Source organism: Eubacteriaceae bacterium Marseille-Q4139, from assembly GCA_018223415.1.
In the GTDB taxonomy this organism is placed as follows: domain Bacteria; phylum Bacillota; class Clostridia; order Lachnospirales; family Lachnospiraceae; genus CABSIM01.
On record JAGTTQ010000001.1, the window covers coordinates 1395340 to 1410936 of the forward strand.

Genomic DNA, 15597 nt, shown 5'->3' on the forward strand with positions numbered 1-15597 from the left:
GGGGGATCCTTTATGGTTTCCCATAAAGGATAAAATATGGGTCTGACGGGTATCGCCGGCTGAGAAAGGCCATCGAAATTCTGTCCCCGGCGATGCCCTGACAAAAATATCACACAGTGATTTTCCTGTCAACCGACTTACGAAATTTTATTCACTGTTTTTTTCGATAGAGAAACAATAATCTATATAAAATCCGTATTCATCTTGACGAAATTTATTTCGCTATAAGAATTATTTTTCTTTTTCCGCATGGAATTTCCCACAAACAGCCAAAAACAGGCGGGGAACACGTCCCCGCCTGCCTTCATTATACAATCCCTCTGAGCTCCGAGATATTGCCGATATTCTGTTCTTCCAGATATTTTTCCAGTCCGTCGATAATGTCCATGGCGATGGACGGTTTCATGAAGGAGGCCGTTCCAACCTGGATCACCGCCGCGCCTGCCATGATAAATTCCAGGGCGTCCTGCCATGTGGTGATGCCGCCGAGGCCCATGACCGGGATCTTCACTGCGTGGGCAACCTGGTGCACCATCCGCAGGGAGATCGGCTTGATGGCCGGGCCGGAAAGCCCTGCGTAGACGTTGTCAAACACCGGCTTTCTCTTATTGATGTCAATGGCCATCGCAAGATATGTATTCGTAAGGGAGAGGCCGTCGGCGCCTTCCGCCTCGCAGGCCAGCGCCAGCTCCGTGATGTTCTCGGCGTTGGGCGAAAGCTTTACCACCATCTTGTGACGGCACACTTCACGTACCTTCCGCACCACCTCTGCGGCCGTCTCCGCCTTAACGCCGAAGTTCATGCCGCCGGCCTTCACGTTGGGGCAGGAAATGTTGAGCTCCACCATGTCGACGTCACAGTCATTTAAGAGCTCGGCGCCCTCGATGTAATCCTCCATGGAATGACCGCCCAGGTTTACCAGGTGAACCAGATTTTTCTCGTTCAGCCACTGGGATTCATGTTCCACGAAATGACGGACGCCCGGGTTCTCAAGGCCTACGCTGTTCATGATCCCGCTGGGCGTCTCCCAGATACGGATCCCGTCGTTTCCGCCTCTGGCGTTAAGTGTCAGGCCCTTGGAGCTTAAACCGCCAAGCTTTTCAATATCGAAATATTCGTTCATTTCTTTTCCAAAGCCGCAGGTTCCGGAAGCAAGCACAACCGGATTTTTAAATGTTACCCCTGCGAATACTGTCTCCAGACGCTTACTCATTCCCAAACACCTCGCTTCCTAAAAATACCGGCCCGTCCTTGCAGGTACGCTTATTGCCGCCGGATGTGCGGCAGGTACAGACGAGACATGCGCCGATGCCGCAGGCCATCCGGTTTTCCATGGATACATAAACCGGCGCCGATACCGCAAGCTTTTTACATTTTGCACACAGCACCTTCATCATGATTTCCGGCCCGCAGGTCATGATGCAGTCATACTCCCTCGGGTCAATCTCATCGGTGATGAAGCCGCCCACATTAACAACCACCCGGTCAGCCACGGCCTCATACTGTTCGATCATCACCGGCTCGCCGCTGAAACCTAAGTAGATGTCCACGGTTCTCTCCGGATCGCTTTCCTTAAGCTTCTTTGCCGTCAGGTACAGGGGCGCAATGCCGACGCCGCCGCCCACCAGGGCGATCTTTTTCCCCTCGTCGGGATACCCGTTTCCGTGGGGGCCGTCCAGGGTAATCTCATCCCCTGCCTCAAGACGGGAGAAAATTTCCGTGCCCTTTCCGACTGCCTTATAAAGGAAGCTTACGGTCTTTCCATCAGCATCAAAGACGCTGATGGGGCGCGAGAGCACCGGGAACTCATCCCATGCCCTCAGCATATAAAACTGACCCATTTCAGCCTGATTTTCTTCCTCGGCGACCATCAGGTAAAAGTCCTCGGACAGCCGCTCATTTTTCAAAATTTTAGCCATATTGCCCTCCTTTAAGCCTGTTCCCGCTTCCCGCAGGCCAGGGAAATCACAACGGTCAGAATGATATTCGTAAAGAAGCCCCACATGAAGCCAGGCCAGCCAAGCGGCTGCACATTGAGAATCCGCGTTCCGAACAGGATGATAATGCCGGCCGTCATGCCGGCTGCTGCGCCCCACTTATTGCAGCGCTTCCAGTACAGGCCGAGAAGGAACGGCGGCGCAAGCTGTGCAAGCCCCGTGTAAGCCACATCCTGTACGATCTGAACCAGGGTTTCCGGCGGATTTAAGGCGATTACGCCGCAGACGGCCGCAATCACAAGTACGATGAATCTCGATAACAGCATGTTCTGCTTTTCGGAAATCTTCCCTTTCCTGTTAATCAGGATCAGATCCTGGGACACGATCTGGGACGTTACCAGAAGCATCGCGTTGATGGTGGAAATTCCCGCGGCGATGGCGGCTGCCATAACCAGGGCGGCAATGTACCACTTGGAGCGCGTCGTCATTAAAACCGGCAGGACATTGTCTGCCGCGCCCACCTGATCCGGGCTCACCAGAAGATGACCTGCGAGGCCGATGAACAGGGTGGCAAAGCCGTAAATCAGAATCTGGGAAACCGGGATACTGATAGCCGATTTCGCCAGGGCGTTTTCATCTTTTGCCATCAGAGACTTCATCCATACATGGGGGCAGAGCCAGATGCCAAAGGGCAGCACAATGAACTGCATGATCCAGTATTTCCCCGTGTAAAGTCCCTGGGGGCCAGGCCTGGAAAGAAGCTCCGGCGCCGTATCGGCGATCTGTGTAAACAGGGCCACAATGCCGCCGGAGGGAACCAGGGCGATCCACGCCGCCACGACGATACCAACCAGCAGGATAATGGCCTGCACCGCATCCAGAAGGACAACGCCGCCGGCGCCGCCGATCAGGACGTAAAGCAGGGAGAACACGATGGACACGAGGATTGCGGCCTCATATCCGATGGCATCCCCGCCGACAATGTTCATGGCACGGGCATTCCCCACGTACTGCATGGAAAGGAATACCATCGTCATAAGAACCGAAACGCAGGAAGAGAAAATCTTCATGTATTTGCTCTGGTACCTGTCCTCCAGATAGTCGCCCAGAGACATATAGCCTTTCTTCTTTGCGAGAAGACGGATCTTATTTCCGAAATAAATGACCATCAGAGCCACCCATACCTGGCTTAAAACGATGCAGATATAGGAAATTCCGTGGGTATAGTACATGCCCGGCGCGCCTAAAAACGCGAAGGTGCTCTGCATGGCTGCGATCATCGTAAGCGGAAGAAGCACCGAGCTGACGCCGCGGTTTGCCAGGAAAAATCCCTCCGCCGTTTTCTGCTGTTTTTTCTTGCCGTTCCAGAGCGTCAGGGCCAGCATCGCAAAAAGATAGAGCAAAATGATTCCGAGACTTAATGCGCCTGTGTTTATCATTCTTTTTCCTCCTCCTCATTTGCATGTTTGACAAAGCTCTTGCAGACCCATAAGACGAACACCAGGTTCACCACCATCAGGACCCACCAGTATGCCAGCGTGGCCGGAAGCCACCCGAACAGCATCGTCTGTTCCCCCTCCGTAAACGGAAGCGGCAGAAACGCCAAAAGGAACAGAACGGCAAAAATCGTACCGATCAGTTTATGTTTCATGCTTTTCCTCCTCATCCCGATATACGATCTGCCCGCGGCAGACGGTATATTTTACTTTTCCATAAAGTTCCATTCCGATAAACGGGGAGTTGGCCGATTTGGAGCGGAAATTTTCCACCGTCCATTTTTCCCGTTCATCAAAAATCACAAGATCCGCATCATTCCCAACTGCCAGCGTGCCGCAGGGCAGGCCGTAAAGCTCCGCCGGCTTTTCCGTCATTTTCTTAAGAAGATGCATCATCGTCATATGGCCCCTGCGGACAAGATTTGTAATCCCCAGGGCCAGGGCCGTTTCCAGCCCGATCATCCCGCTCGGCGCTTCCGCAAGGGGACGCGCCTTTTCTTCCGCACTGTGGGGCGCATGGTCGGTGGCGATGATGTCGATCACATCGTCCTTTAGCCCCTCAATCAGGCGGTAGCGGTCTTCCTCGGTGCGAAGCGGCGGGTTTACCTTCGCCAGTGCGCCTTTTTTAAGGACAGCCGTCTCATTTAACGAGAAATGCTGCGGCGTCACCTCGGCGTAGATATCGGCGCCAAGCTTTTTCATGGTTCTTAAAATGTCCACGGAAACACCGGAGCTCACATGCTGGATGTTGATTCTGGCCTTTTCATGGAGCGCCAGCAGGCAGTCCCTTGCAATCAGCACTTCTTCCGAGACGGTCGGGGCCCCGGCAACACCGGTCTCTTTTGAGACAGCCCCCTGGTTGACGCCGGAGCTTCCGATGAGATCCGGGTCTTCCTCATGGAAGCTGATGGGCACACGCAGTGCCGCGGCCCGCCGCATGGCCTCCGTCACAAGGCGCACGTCCTTAATCGGAATCCCGTCGTCGGTAAAGCCCACGGCGCCCAGGGCTTTCAGGCCTTCCATGTCTGTCAGCTCTTTTCCCTGCAAGCCTTTCGTCACCGCTGCCGTGTTTAAAACATGGATCGGCAGCCGCTCGGCGCGTTTTCTGAGATCCGAAAGCGTCTCCTCATTGTCCACGGCCGGGTTTGTGTTCGCCATGCAGATCACCGTCGTGTATCCTCCGGCCGCCGCGCTGGCCGCGCCTGTCTCCATGTCCTCTTTATACGTGAAACCTGGATCCCGGAAGTGTACATGCACATCCACAAGGCCGGGAGCCACGATTTTTCCCCTGGCGTCGATGACCTCGCCGTATTCCCCGCTTTCCGGGTACTTTCCGATGCCCTCAATTTTTCCGTCACGGATCAGAATATCAAGCGTCTCGTCCAGCCCGGATTTCGGATCCATCACATGTCCGTTTTTAATCAGCATTTTGCTCCCTCCTCTCTCAGATATTCATAGATCACACGCGCACCGTCGCATATCTGGGAAATGGAGGTGAACTCCTTGCGGTTATGGGAAAGCCCCTTTAGGCAGGGGATGAACACCATTCCCGTCTCACAGAGGGAGGCAAAGGACATGGCGTCATGGCCGGCGCCGCTCATCATCCGCCTGCTGCTGATCCCGGCGCGTCTGGCGGCTTCCTCCAGCCCGTTCTGCACATTGGCGCTCATATCGATGGGCGGGATTTCGCTGATTTTTTCCTCCAGGTACTCGATGCCGCGCTTTCCGCAGATCCGGCCGGCCGTCTCCCGGATTTCCCGTTCCATCCGGTCAAGGCTTGCCGCCTCGATGCCGCGGATGTCGATTCCCAGCTCTACCTCGCCGGGAATGACGTTTAAGGCATTGGGACGGTTGGTGACAACGCCCACCGTCGCCACTGACTGATAAAGGGCTTCCTTTTTCCCGATCCGCTCGATTTCCAGAATCAGCTCGGCCGCCGCGCAGAGGGCGTCGCTTCGCATGTACATGGGTGTCGCGCCGGAATGCTCGGCCATGCCGCGCAGGTAGACCTTGAACCGCCTCGGGCCGGCAATGGTCTGGACGATGCCCACCGATGTGCCGGTTTCCTCGAGGATTTTGCCCTGCTCGATATGTACCTCCAGGTATTTCTGCACCCCGCGGATTTTATCAGGGCGCAGATTGTACCCGCGTTTTTTAAAGATGTCTTCCAGGCGGTCCCCGTTCTTGGACATGAGGCCTCCGATATTCTGTTTGTAGATTTCGTTCGTAATCAGCCCGCTGCCGATGGTGCAGCAGCCGAAATTGCTGGATTCCTCACAGCGGAATGCGCCGACACGGATCGGAATGGAAAGGCCTTCCTCTGCTGCCCACCGGACAGCCATTAACCCTGCAATGATCCCGGCAGCGCCGTCATATCTCCCGCCTTCGATTACGGAATCCAGGTGAGATCCGATCAGATAGTATCCGTTTTCCGTCCGGCTGTTCATCACGTAGGTGTTCCCGGCCTCGTCCGTCTTTACTGTGCACCCGAGTTCTTCCCCGAGAGCCGCAAAAACCTCATGCATCCGGTCTTCCTCTTCTGTGTAGCCAAGTCTCGTAACGCCGCCTTCGGCCGTGCTTCCGATATCGTAAAAAGCGTCGAAGAGCTTTTCACAATACTGGATATCTTCGATCCGGTGTTCCATAGGACCGCCCCCTTATTCTTTGATAGCTCTATTATAGCGTTTCGGGGGCTTGTGTACTTTGTCCTGTCACTCAAACTTTTTCTTCGTTTTTTTGTCCATTTTGACAATTTCTCTGGGCAGAATGAAGCTTCCGCGCCAGGACGGCCAGATAGAGCTTAAAATTGTCCTTCGGGTTCTTTAAATCCAGGCCCGTAAGCTCCTGGAGACGGTGCAGGCGGTACTTGATCGTGTTCCGGTGGGTGTGCATCCGCTCCGCCACCAGCTCCATGCGTCCGTCGCATTCGTAATAGCACGTCAGCGTGTCCAGGATTTCCCTGTTTTTCACCATGGAAAGAGCGCCGGCAAATACCCTGGTGCCGCGCTGGGACAGCACTTCCTCCAGCGTACAGAAGGGCTGCATCTCCTGCCAGGTATAATAATTTTTGCCCGGGAACAGCAGGGCTCCCGTCTTTTTCGCCCGGAAGGAAGCCGTGTAGGTACCGCGGATTCCCGAAAGGCCCTGTTCCACGGAACCGAGGCCGCAGGAAACGGAAGCAAGGCCGCTCGCCTCCATGGCTCTTTCCGCCTCTTCCTCCAAAAGCCGGCCGGCGAGAATTTCCAGGGCTGGCTTATCTGCCGTTTCCATTAAAAGCAGGAATCCATTTTCCAGGGAAAGCTTGTAACAGCCGCGCACGGACGGAGAATCCTTTAAAAACTGCTGAAGGTGCTTGCTCAAGAACCGCAGACCGGCCGGCGCCTCTTTCGGGGACACGCCCACGTTTAAGGCACAGAACCAGTTTTTGTCGGCCTCGATTCCAAAAAGCCTTCCCCGCTCCACAATCAAAGTCTCATCGCTGTAATTCTCATAGATGATGTCCTTGATGTACTTTTCCAGGATCACGGAGGTTCCTTCCTCTTCCATGAGCACCGACATGACGTTAATCATGATGTCGATATAGGGAAGCTCGAAGGGGATTTCAAGGAGCGGCAGGCCGCACTCGTCCGCCGTTTTCCGCACACCCTCCGCCAGCGAGGCCACATATTTCCCGGTTTTCACCGCAATGCAGCAGCAGGTATCGGACAGGTCCCGAATCAGGGCGCACTGTTCCTCCTCGCTTTTCCGCACCGAATAAAAGCTGGTAATTAAAAAGTCGTTTCCCTTTAACCACCGCTTGATGTCCGGCACCTCCATAACGGTCACATGCTCGGCGCGGCGGCCAAGTCCTTTCTCTCCGGCCGCAACCCGGATCCCCTTAAGCGCCGGCACTTTCAAAAGATCGCTCACGCTTGCCAATCCGCCTGCCTCCTTAAAATCTCCCGAAGGTATCCACCAGCCAGGAAAGCCTGTCCAGATGCTCCTGCTTTAACTGCCCGGGCGTCATCCGCCAGCGCCAGTTGTTCCCGACTGTGCCCGGCGTATTCATCCTGGCCCGGTTGTCTAACTTTAACACATCCTGCACCTGGAACACCACGACGCTTGCCACCGACGCATACGCCGTAAAGAACACCTTGTCCACCACCTCCGACTGGTGGGCGACGCCCATGTAATCGGAAATATACTGAAGCTCCCACCACTGGCGCGCCTCGGGCTTAAAGTATCCGGCCAGAGTCTCGTTGTCATGGGTTCCGCCGTAGACGACGGAGTTCGGCGAATACATGTGGGGCAGGTGCTCGTTGAACCGGTCGCCGCTGAAGGCAAATTCGATGATTTTCATGCCGGGGTAGCCGGTTTCCTCGAGAAGCGCCTTCACATCGGGGTTAAAGACGCCGAGATCCTCTGCGATGATCTTCGTCTCGCCCACGACGGAATTGATGGCATCCGTCAGAAGCTTTCCGGGGCCTTTCTTCCACTCGCCGAGCTTCCCGTCCTCTGCGCCGTAAGGGATCGTGTAATACTGCACCACGCCGATGAAATGGTCGATCCGCACCACGTCGTAAAGCCTGGCCGAGGCCTTCATCCGCTCCTTCCACCATGCGAAATCCGTTTTAATCTGGACATCCCACCGGTACAGCGGATTTCCCCAGAGCTGGCCGGTCTCGCTGAAGGCATCCGGCGGCACGCCTGCCACCTTGACCGGCGTCAGGTTCTCCTCGTCCAAAAGGAACAGTTCCGGATGCGTCCAGACATCGGCGCTGTCGAGAGCCACATAGATCGGGATGTCGCCGATGATCCGGATGCCCTGCTCGTTGGCGTATGTACGAAGCTTCTTCCACTGTTTAAAGAACTGGTACTGGAGGAATTTGAAAAAGTCGATGTCGTCCTTTAATTCCTCCCGGTACTTTTCCACGGCCTCCCGCTTCCTAAAGCGGATATCCTCGGGCCAGGCCAGCCATTCTTTGTTGTCAAAATGGAATTTTAACGCCATATAAAAGGCATAGTCACCGAGCCAGAACCAGTTTTCCAGGCAAAATTTTTCATAGCCCTCTTCCTCCTTAAATTCGCTGCGGGCGTATGCCTTTTTAAGCAGCGGGAAGCGGTAATAAAAAATGGCGTCGTAAGCCACCTGGGACGGGTCTTCCCCCCAGTAGCAGGCGTCAACTTCCTCCTTTTTTAAAAGCCCTTCCTCCATAAGGATATCAAGGTCGATGAAATATGGGTTCCCTGCGAAAGCAGAAAAGGACTGATACGGACTGTCCCCATAGCTTGTGGGCCCCACCGGCAGCACCTGCCAGTATTTCTGCCTGGCTTTTTTTAACATGTCCACAAACTCATAGGCACTTTTCCCGAAGGTTCCGATTCCGTATGGCGACGGCAGGCTGGAAATGGGCATCAGAAGCCCTGCTCCGCGCTCCAACATGGTTTTCATATGACAGTTTCCTTTCTGCGGCACAGGCATAAGGCCTGGCCGCCGCCTGCATTCTTAAAATCTCTTGCAGGTATCGGTTTAAGTATAAGGGATGACGGGGGAAAATGCAAGAAAGAGGCGCCTCCAATTTGAAGAGACGCCTCTTTCCGTACCCGGCCGCGGCATTCCGCCTGCCGGAATTTTTTATCTGCTTTTTCTGATTCTCTCGTCGTTCTCGAGAACCTTCTTTGCGATTGTGATGAAATGGAGTTTGAAATTGTCCTCCGTATCGTTTACGTCAAGGCCTGTGTTGAGCTTTACCTGAGCCAGGCTGTGCTTCACCTCATCCTCGCTCATGCCGAGCTGTTCCGCCGTCAGGGCGATGTCTTCCTTGCACTTATAATACTTGGAGAGCACACGCTTTTCCGTATCGCCGAGCTGCTGGAGCACGGTTCTTGTGAGGCGGTCGCCGAAGTTTACAACCATCTGGTTGATGCTGCTGTAAATCTCCATGCCCATGTATTCCAGGATGGTACGGTCTTTCTTGAAGATTTCGCCGGCCTTTACGGCATCCTGTGCATTATAATAGGTATGCTTGATTCCCTTGATTCCGCCTTCGATGGTTCCGATACCCACGCGGACACGCTTGTCCGTAGGGATTTTCTCCACTTCCGCCGGGACAATCTCTTTCACCTTGTCAAGAACCTGGCGCATGGACGCCTTGTCCTCGGTAATCAGGATCGCGCAGACGCCGGCATCACACGTGATAATCTGTTTTCCCTGGATTTTTTTGTTGATCTCGGAAAGCTCGATGACCTTTTCCGCCGGTGCGTTCAGTTTTTCTCTGTCCTCAGCCGTCACATTGACATCGGACGGATACAGGAATGAAACTGCCATGAACATGTCATGATCCACGTCAAAGCCAAGCTGTTTCCCGAACTGTTTTACAAGCCCCTCGTCCTCATAATAGCCGATCACGATGTCATTGAAATAAGCAGACAATGTAATATCTGTCGTATTTTTGTTCATAAAATATCCACCCCTCAACATGTCAAGTTTTCAGTTTCTATATGGGAAAGCCTTATTATATATACTCTCACGACGTTTGTCAATAGCCAGGGAGCGAAATTTCCGTTTTCCTAGAGAATCTTTTTAAGCTCGGAAAGATCGTGAATTTCGTAGTCCACCTTGACGCCGGCCGTATTCTCTTCGCCCTTCGGATTGTACCAGCAGGCGTCGATGCCGCTCCGGTTCGCGCCGCGGATGTCCGAGGTCAGGGAATCGCCGACCACCAGCATGTTTTCCACGTCCCGCCGTCCCATGTGCCGGAAGCAGTATTCAAAAAATTCCTCCTGGGGCTTCTGGGCTCCGGCTTCCTCTGAAATGAAGATGCCGTCGAAGTATTTTTTCAGGCCGGAATCGCCGAGGCGGCGGTTCTGGGTGGTGGCGACGCCGTTTGTCACGATGTAAAGCTTATATTTTTCCTTCAGATAGGTAAGGATTTCCTCGGCTCCCTCAATCAGGTCTGAGGACGTATCAAGGGTTTCCCGGTAAAGACGATCTACCTCGCGGCCGTCCACGGTGATACCGAAGCTTCCAAAAAAGTCCTCGAACCGCAGGCCTAAGATCTCGTCCCTGGTAAATTCCCCTTTCTCGAGCCGCTGCCAGTAGCTTTTGTTTAACACGCTGTATTTTTCTTTGTTCTCCGCCGTAACAGGCACGCCGAATCTCGCAAGGAGGGACTCGATTCCGCGATCCTCTGCCTTGGCAAAGTCGAGAAGTGTCCCGTCGGCATCAAATAGAATCATTTCGTATGTTTTCATCTCTTATCCTCGTAAACCACGGCTCCGCCGCAGATGGTGTATTTGACTCTTCCGTAAAGGGTCTGGCCCAAAAACGGCGTGTTGCAGGATTTGGACGCGATCTCGTCCTCCGTAACCGTCCAGCTTTCGTCCTCGTTAAAGATCACGATGTCCGCATCGGCGCCTTCCGAAAGGGTGCCCTTGTCAAAATGATAAAGCTTTGCCGGGTTCAAGCTCATCTTTTCCATGAGCTCTGACATCGTCAGATGTCCTGTCTTTACCAGATTCGTCACGGCAAGGGCAAGGGCCGTCTCAAGGCCGATGATGCCGCTCGGCGCTTTCCACATGGGCTCTGCGGCCTTTTCCTCCGAACTGTGAGGCGCATGGTCGGTGGCAATCATGTCGATGGTGCCGTCCTTGATGCCCTCGATGATGGCCTCCCGGTCGGCGGCCGTCCGAAGCGGCGGGTTCATCTTCGCCATGGCGCCGTGCTCCAAAACTGCCGTCTCATCCAGCGTAAAGTGGTGCGGCGTCACCTCGGCCGTCACGTTTGCGCCCAGCTCCTTTGCAAGCTTCACCATCTTCACGGCGTTTTTCGAGCTGATATGCTGGATGTTCACGGCGGCGCCGGTGTGGAGCGCAATCATGCAGTCGCGGGCCACGAGCGAGTCCTCGGCTAACGCCGGCGAGCCGGTGATCCCAAGCTTTTTCGCCGTTTCCCCGGCATTGATGCCATTTTCCGTGATGAACGCCGGGTCTTCTTCATGGAAGCTTAAGGGCACGTTTAACTCCTTTGCCTGTTCCATGGCCGTTTTCACAAGCTTCACGTCCATGATCGGGATTCCGTCGTCCGTAAAACCGGCAGCCCCGGCTTCCTTTAAGGCCTTCATGTCGGTCAGCTCCTGTCCCTTCATACCGACGGAAATGCAGGCGGCCGACATCACGTTGATTCCCGTCTTTTTTCCCTCTTCCAGGACGTATGTTAAGGTCTCCACGCTGTCCACCGGCCGCTTCGTGTTCGCCATGGTGACAACCGTCGTAAAGCCGCCCTTTTTCGCCGCGGCGGCGCCTGTCTGGATGTCTTCCTTATAAGTCAGTCCGGGATCGCGGAAGTGGACATGAACGTCGATAAGCCCCGGCGCAACCACGCAGCCGGACGCGTCGATGACGGTCTCATAGCTGCCGTCCTCGAGGCCTGTCCCGATTTTCTTGATTTTTCCGTTCTCAATGACAAGATCTGCCGTCTGATCCATTCCGTTCTTCGGATCCACGATCCGTCCGCCTTTAATCAGCATCATAAAGTTTTCCTCCTTATCGTTTCGGCACGATTTCCAGCCAGTAGTCATCGGGATCCGTGATGAAATAGATTCCCATTTTCTCGTTTTCAAAGCAGATACAGCCCATTTCCTTGTGCTTTGCATGGGCCGCCTCAAAGTCGTCGGTGATGAAAGCCAGGTGGAACTCGTTGTCGCCCAGGTCATAATGGTCCTTTTCCCAGTCCCTGAGCCAGGTCAGCTCCAGCTTATGAGGCGTCGTCCCGTCGCCGAGATAGACGATAATGAAGCTTCCGTCCTCAGCTTCTTTCCGTTTGACTTCCTTAAGCCCAAGGGCCTCCTCGTAAAATTTCAGAGATTTGTCCAGATCCATGACGTTGAAATTGTTGTGCGCAAACTGAAAATTCATATTGTCCTCCTTCTTAAAGCTCAAATTGCTGTCCTTCTTTGGAAATTTCCACGATTTTATCACGATAGCCTTCGGAACAGGGAAGCGCCTTTAACCTGGATGCCACGTCGAACTGGCCCCAGAAATGCATCGGGAAAATGGCTTTCGCATCGGCCTCCTTCATGAAATCGTCGATGCCCAGATAAAACCACTGTTCCAGCCGCGGATCCAGCGGAAGAAACGCTGCGTCAGCCGTCCGCCCGGCCATCTTTTCGATTTCCTCCCGGTAGGCCTTTGTCATGTTCCGGTTCCACTCGTCTTCCTCGCCTTCCCAGTACCAGTGATTTAAGTCACCGGCATGGTAGATTTCCTTTCCGTCCGCCGTACACCAGAAGGCGACGCCTTCGTCCGTGGAACGGAAGGTTTCGACTGTAATTCCCCCGATCTCCCGCTTTTCTCCCGGCGCCAGAAAAACGGTCTTCTCCTTTAGGCCGTCCGGCACCCGCTTTCTCCAGATATCCGAGGAGAGCACAAACGTGCAGTCGGGATGGCCGTCCGCCAGGTCAAAAATCACCTTGGAAAAGTGGTCGGGGTGGCGGTGGCTGGCGAACACATAGAGGGGCTTTTCCGCCGGGATTTCCGGCAGCGTTCCCTCGAAATAGTCAAACAGCAGGCAGGCATGGCTCGTCTCCGCGAGAAATGCGCTGTGATGGATGTATGTGATTTTCATGGGCTTTTCTGACCTCCTGTCATGCTTTCTGTTACAAAAGTCTCTGGCCGCATTTCGGGCAGTATTCATAGTCCTCCCTGGTGGAAAAGCCGCAGGCAGGGCAGCGGCGCTCCCTCGTCTCCCATGCAGGCGGATTGTGGCCGTCCTCCAAAAGGGTCAGATCCTCCGGCCGGATTTCCAGCTCCTCGCCGCGCTCGATCCGCCGTCCCACGTCCTCCGCCAGGGCGTAGAGCGTCCCGCAGCAGGTGGTCTTCGCGTAGTAGCGGCGGTTCCATTTAAAAACCGGGATGAAAAACAGGGACAGGCACATGTACGTCATGTAAACCTGGTACCTGCCGTATCTCCCGCACCGGCCGCATACCATGGCGGCCGCCTGGTAAAGAAGTTCTTTTGTTTTCTGCGTGATTCCGCCGATAAAGATCATCGTGCCCAGGGCCTCCTTGCCGTTTTCGGACGCGTTTTTTCCTTTTCGGGGCTTTGCCGCATCCGGACTCATACCATAAGTATAGCATACATGGCTTTCTTCTTGCAATTCCATCGGAAGTATTTTATACTGAAATCGAAAAACGGCGGTCTGGTGCCGTTTCAGCTTTAAAAATGAGACAGGAAATGAAATTGGAGGTACAAAGGAATGCTGACGATTGGAATAAAGGGACGCGAAGAAGTCATGGTGACAGAGGAAAATACGGCGAAGGCCATGGGCAGCGGGACGCTTGACGTGTTCGCAACGCCGGCCATGACGGCGCTTATGGAAATGACGGCTTGGAAAAGCGTCGCCCCGTTTTTGGAGGACGGCGACGGAACCGTCGGGACGCTGCTTCAGATCACCCACGACGCCCCCACGCCCCTCGGCATGAAGGTCTTTTGCGAAAGCGAGCTTTTGGAAATCGACGGACGCCGCCTCGTCTTCCACGTGGCTGCGTTTGATGCGAAAGGGAAAATCGGCGAAGGCCGGCATGAGCGGTTTGTCATCAACAATGAGAGGTTTGCGGCGAAGGCGGAGAAAAAGAGAGAAAAGTAGAAAAGTGGCGGAGGGACACGTCGATGTCTTCTCCGCCATTTTTCTGTTTTTAGCGTCTGGTTTTCGTCTTCTCTATTTTTCTCTCCCCTTACGAAATCCAAACGCCGTCTTTATCCACATAATAGCCGTCCGGCGTCATGCAGTCTGTAAACATGCCGCCCATCGGAACCGGGCTCTTGGGATCCGGGTTGAAGTAGTACCACTTTCCGTCAATTTCATGCCAGCCGGTGTACATGAGTCCCTGCATTCCGTCGGAGATGTCATGGAAGAAGTACCAGTTATCCCCGATTTTCAGCCAGCCGGTCTGCATGTATCCGTCGGCATTGAAATAATACCAGCCTGTCTGTCCGTTCCATGTGAGCTCCGCCCATTCATTCTTCGGATAGCTTCCGTCGTTTCCGGCGAACCACCAGCCGTTTTCATCCCATTTCCATGTCCCGCCGACGGCTGTGGCCGCAGAATATACGGGATTTACCGGCTTGGAGGCTGTTGTGGATGCACGGACGGAACGGCTTCCGGAAGAGCTGCTTCCGGAAGAGCTGCCGCCGGAAGACGGCTTATCGTCATCCGGTTTTTCCTCGGCGTTGGAGTCCGTCGCTATCGGTTTCTCATCTGCGTCCGAGTCTGTCGCTACCGGCGGATCTTCCGGTTTTGTCACCGGTTCTTCCGGCTTCGTTACCGGCTCTTCCGGCTTCGGCTTTTCCTGCTCACCCACGGACGGATCCCAGATGATGATCGGCTCTGTTGTGGAATCGGATGCCGTCAGCTCTGCATAGGTAACGGGATTTCCGTCTTCGTCGCTGATGGTGGACGTGTAATATTCATAATCCACCATAATATGCTGCTCAACTTTTAAGTAAAGTTCCTCTCCATCCTCTCCGGTAAAAGCCACGCCTTCATGAATTCCATAGGAATCGTAGGGATCGGCGTTGTGGTTCAGGGAAAGCGCTTCTTTCTCTCCGTGAAGTGTCAAAACGCCGTCCGTGATTGTCAGGGCGTCATCGTACTCATACGTCGTTCCCATCAAGGCATACGAACTATTTTCACTTACGTCGATGGATACGGTGCCGCCGTCAATGTGCAGCTTTCCGCCGTTCAGCCAAATTCGATTTTTTGATATAATCGTACCGCTTTCGATGGTAACCTCGTCTCCAATATTAAGCGTTCCAAGCCAGTTTCCGCCGATATTGAGGGTGCCGTCGCCGCAGATCGTTACGTCGCCCTTTGTTTTAAAGAAAATCCCCATGGAAAGCTGGTTGTCGTCACCGACCAGCTCAATCGTAATCGGCTCCTCAGAATTAAAAAGCTGGATATTCTGCGCATCAATCCCGTCTAAAATCAGCGTCTGCGAGTCCGCATCAAAGCTCCATCCATCGCCGCTTCCGTCCTCTTTCATATTGCAGAATCCATTTTCTTCATGACCGTTTGTAAGAATTTCCAGATATGGATTCGTATTTTCCTTATCGGCCATGGAAACGATGGAACTGGCGAGACACAGCGCCGACGCCAATCCTAATGTAATAAAGCGTTTTTTCATAC

At 54.0% G+C, this 15597-nt stretch carries 16 protein-coding genes; 1 reads left to right on the forward strand and 15 read right to left on the reverse strand.

Annotated elements, in window-relative coordinates; genetic code table 11:
* Positions 1 to 307: 307 nt before the first annotated feature.
* From KE531_06760 to KE531_06825, 14 genes are all read right to left on the reverse strand, one after another.
* Complete coding sequence (locus KE531_06760) at positions 308 to 1213, reverse strand: dihydroorotate dehydrogenase (protein MBR9953323.1); 906 nt, start codon at positions 1211 to 1213, stop codon at positions 308 to 310.
* Positions 1206 to 1919 (reverse strand): dihydroorotate dehydrogenase electron transfer subunit, encoded by a 714-nt coding sequence (locus tag KE531_06765; protein MBR9953324.1) that lies wholly within the window; start codon positions 1917 to 1919, stop codon positions 1206 to 1208. The genes KE531_06760 and KE531_06765 overlap by 8 nt, the downstream gene beginning before the upstream one ends.
* A gap of 11 nt (positions 1920 to 1930) precedes the next feature.
* On the reverse strand, positions 1931 to 3373 hold the full coding sequence (locus KE531_06770) for a sodium:solute symporter family protein (protein MBR9953325.1): 1443 nt from the start codon (positions 3371 to 3373) through the stop codon (positions 1931 to 1933).
* Positions 3373 to 3588 (reverse strand): hypothetical protein, encoded by a 216-nt coding sequence (locus KE531_06775; protein MBR9953326.1) that lies wholly within the window; start codon positions 3586 to 3588, stop codon positions 3373 to 3375. Before KE531_06775 ends, KE531_06770 begins: the two co-directional genes overlap by 1 nt.
* On the reverse strand, positions 3578 to 4861 hold the full coding sequence (locus KE531_06780; protein MBR9953327.1) for a dihydroorotase: 1284 nt from the start codon (positions 4859 to 4861) through the stop codon (positions 3578 to 3580). The genes KE531_06775 and KE531_06780 overlap by 11 nt, the downstream gene beginning before the upstream one ends.
* Positions 4855 to 6078 (reverse strand): hydantoinase/carbamoylase family amidase, encoded by a 1224-nt coding sequence (locus KE531_06785; GenBank protein MBR9953328.1) that lies wholly within the window; start codon positions 6076 to 6078, stop codon positions 4855 to 4857. The genes KE531_06780 and KE531_06785 overlap by 7 nt, the downstream gene beginning before the upstream one ends.
* A gap of 70 nt (positions 6079 to 6148) precedes the next feature.
* Entirely contained in the window at positions 6149 to 7351 is a 1203-nt protein-coding gene (locus KE531_06790) for a PucR family transcriptional regulator ligand-binding domain-containing protein (GenBank protein MBR9953329.1), read from the reverse strand.
* Between the two features lie 13 nt (positions 7352 to 7364).
* On the reverse strand, positions 7365 to 8864 hold the full coding sequence (gene malQ / locus KE531_06795) for a 4-alpha-glucanotransferase (GenBank protein ID MBR9953330.1): 1500 nt from the start codon (positions 8862 to 8864) through the stop codon (positions 7365 to 7367).
* A 183-nt stretch (positions 8865 to 9047) separates the two neighbouring features.
* Positions 9048 to 9872: a hypothetical protein gene (locus KE531_06800; GenBank protein MBR9953331.1), complete on the reverse strand. Its 825-nt coding sequence runs from the start codon at positions 9870 to 9872 to the stop codon at positions 9048 to 9050.
* A gap of 110 nt (positions 9873 to 9982) precedes the next feature.
* Positions 9983 to 10666 (reverse strand): YjjG family noncanonical pyrimidine nucleotidase, encoded by a 684-nt coding sequence (locus KE531_06805; protein ID MBR9953332.1) that lies wholly within the window; start codon positions 10664 to 10666, stop codon positions 9983 to 9985.
* Positions 10663 to 11940 carry a dihydroorotase gene (locus KE531_06810; protein MBR9953333.1) on the reverse strand — a complete coding sequence of 426 codons (1278 nt, stop codon included), beginning with the start codon at positions 11938 to 11940 and terminating at the stop codon, positions 10663 to 10665. Before KE531_06810 ends, KE531_06805 begins: the two co-directional genes overlap by 4 nt.
* A gap of 16 nt (positions 11941 to 11956) precedes the next feature.
* Positions 11957 to 12328: a VOC family protein gene (locus KE531_06815; GenBank protein ID MBR9953334.1), complete on the reverse strand. Its 372-nt coding sequence runs from the start codon at positions 12326 to 12328 to the stop codon at positions 11957 to 11959.
* A gap of 13 nt (positions 12329 to 12341) precedes the next feature.
* Positions 12342 to 13037 carry an MBL fold metallo-hydrolase gene (locus KE531_06820; GenBank protein MBR9953335.1) on the reverse strand — a complete coding sequence of 232 codons (696 nt, stop codon included), beginning with the start codon at positions 13035 to 13037 and terminating at the stop codon, positions 12342 to 12344.
* 31 nt (positions 13038 to 13068) lie between these two features.
* Positions 13069 to 13461, reverse strand: coding sequence for a zinc ribbon domain-containing protein (locus KE531_06825; protein ID MBR9953336.1), 393 nt, complete (start codon positions 13459 to 13461; stop codon positions 13069 to 13071).
* Positions 13462 to 13668: 207 nt separating this feature from the next.
* Between KE531_06825 and KE531_06830 the strand changes: the two genes are divergently transcribed.
* The gene (locus tag KE531_06830) at positions 13669 to 14058 is read left to right on the forward strand and encodes a thioesterase family protein (protein MBR9953337.1); all 390 of its coding nucleotides are present in this window, start codon (positions 13669 to 13671) and stop codon (positions 14056 to 14058) included.
* Between the two features lie 88 nt (positions 14059 to 14146).
* Here the strand turns inward: KE531_06830 and KE531_06835 are convergent, their stop codons facing one another.
* Positions 14147 to 15595 (reverse strand): hypothetical protein, encoded by a 1449-nt coding sequence (locus KE531_06835; protein ID MBR9953338.1) that lies wholly within the window; start codon positions 15593 to 15595, stop codon positions 14147 to 14149.
* Positions 15596 to 15597: the final 2 nt, after the last annotated feature.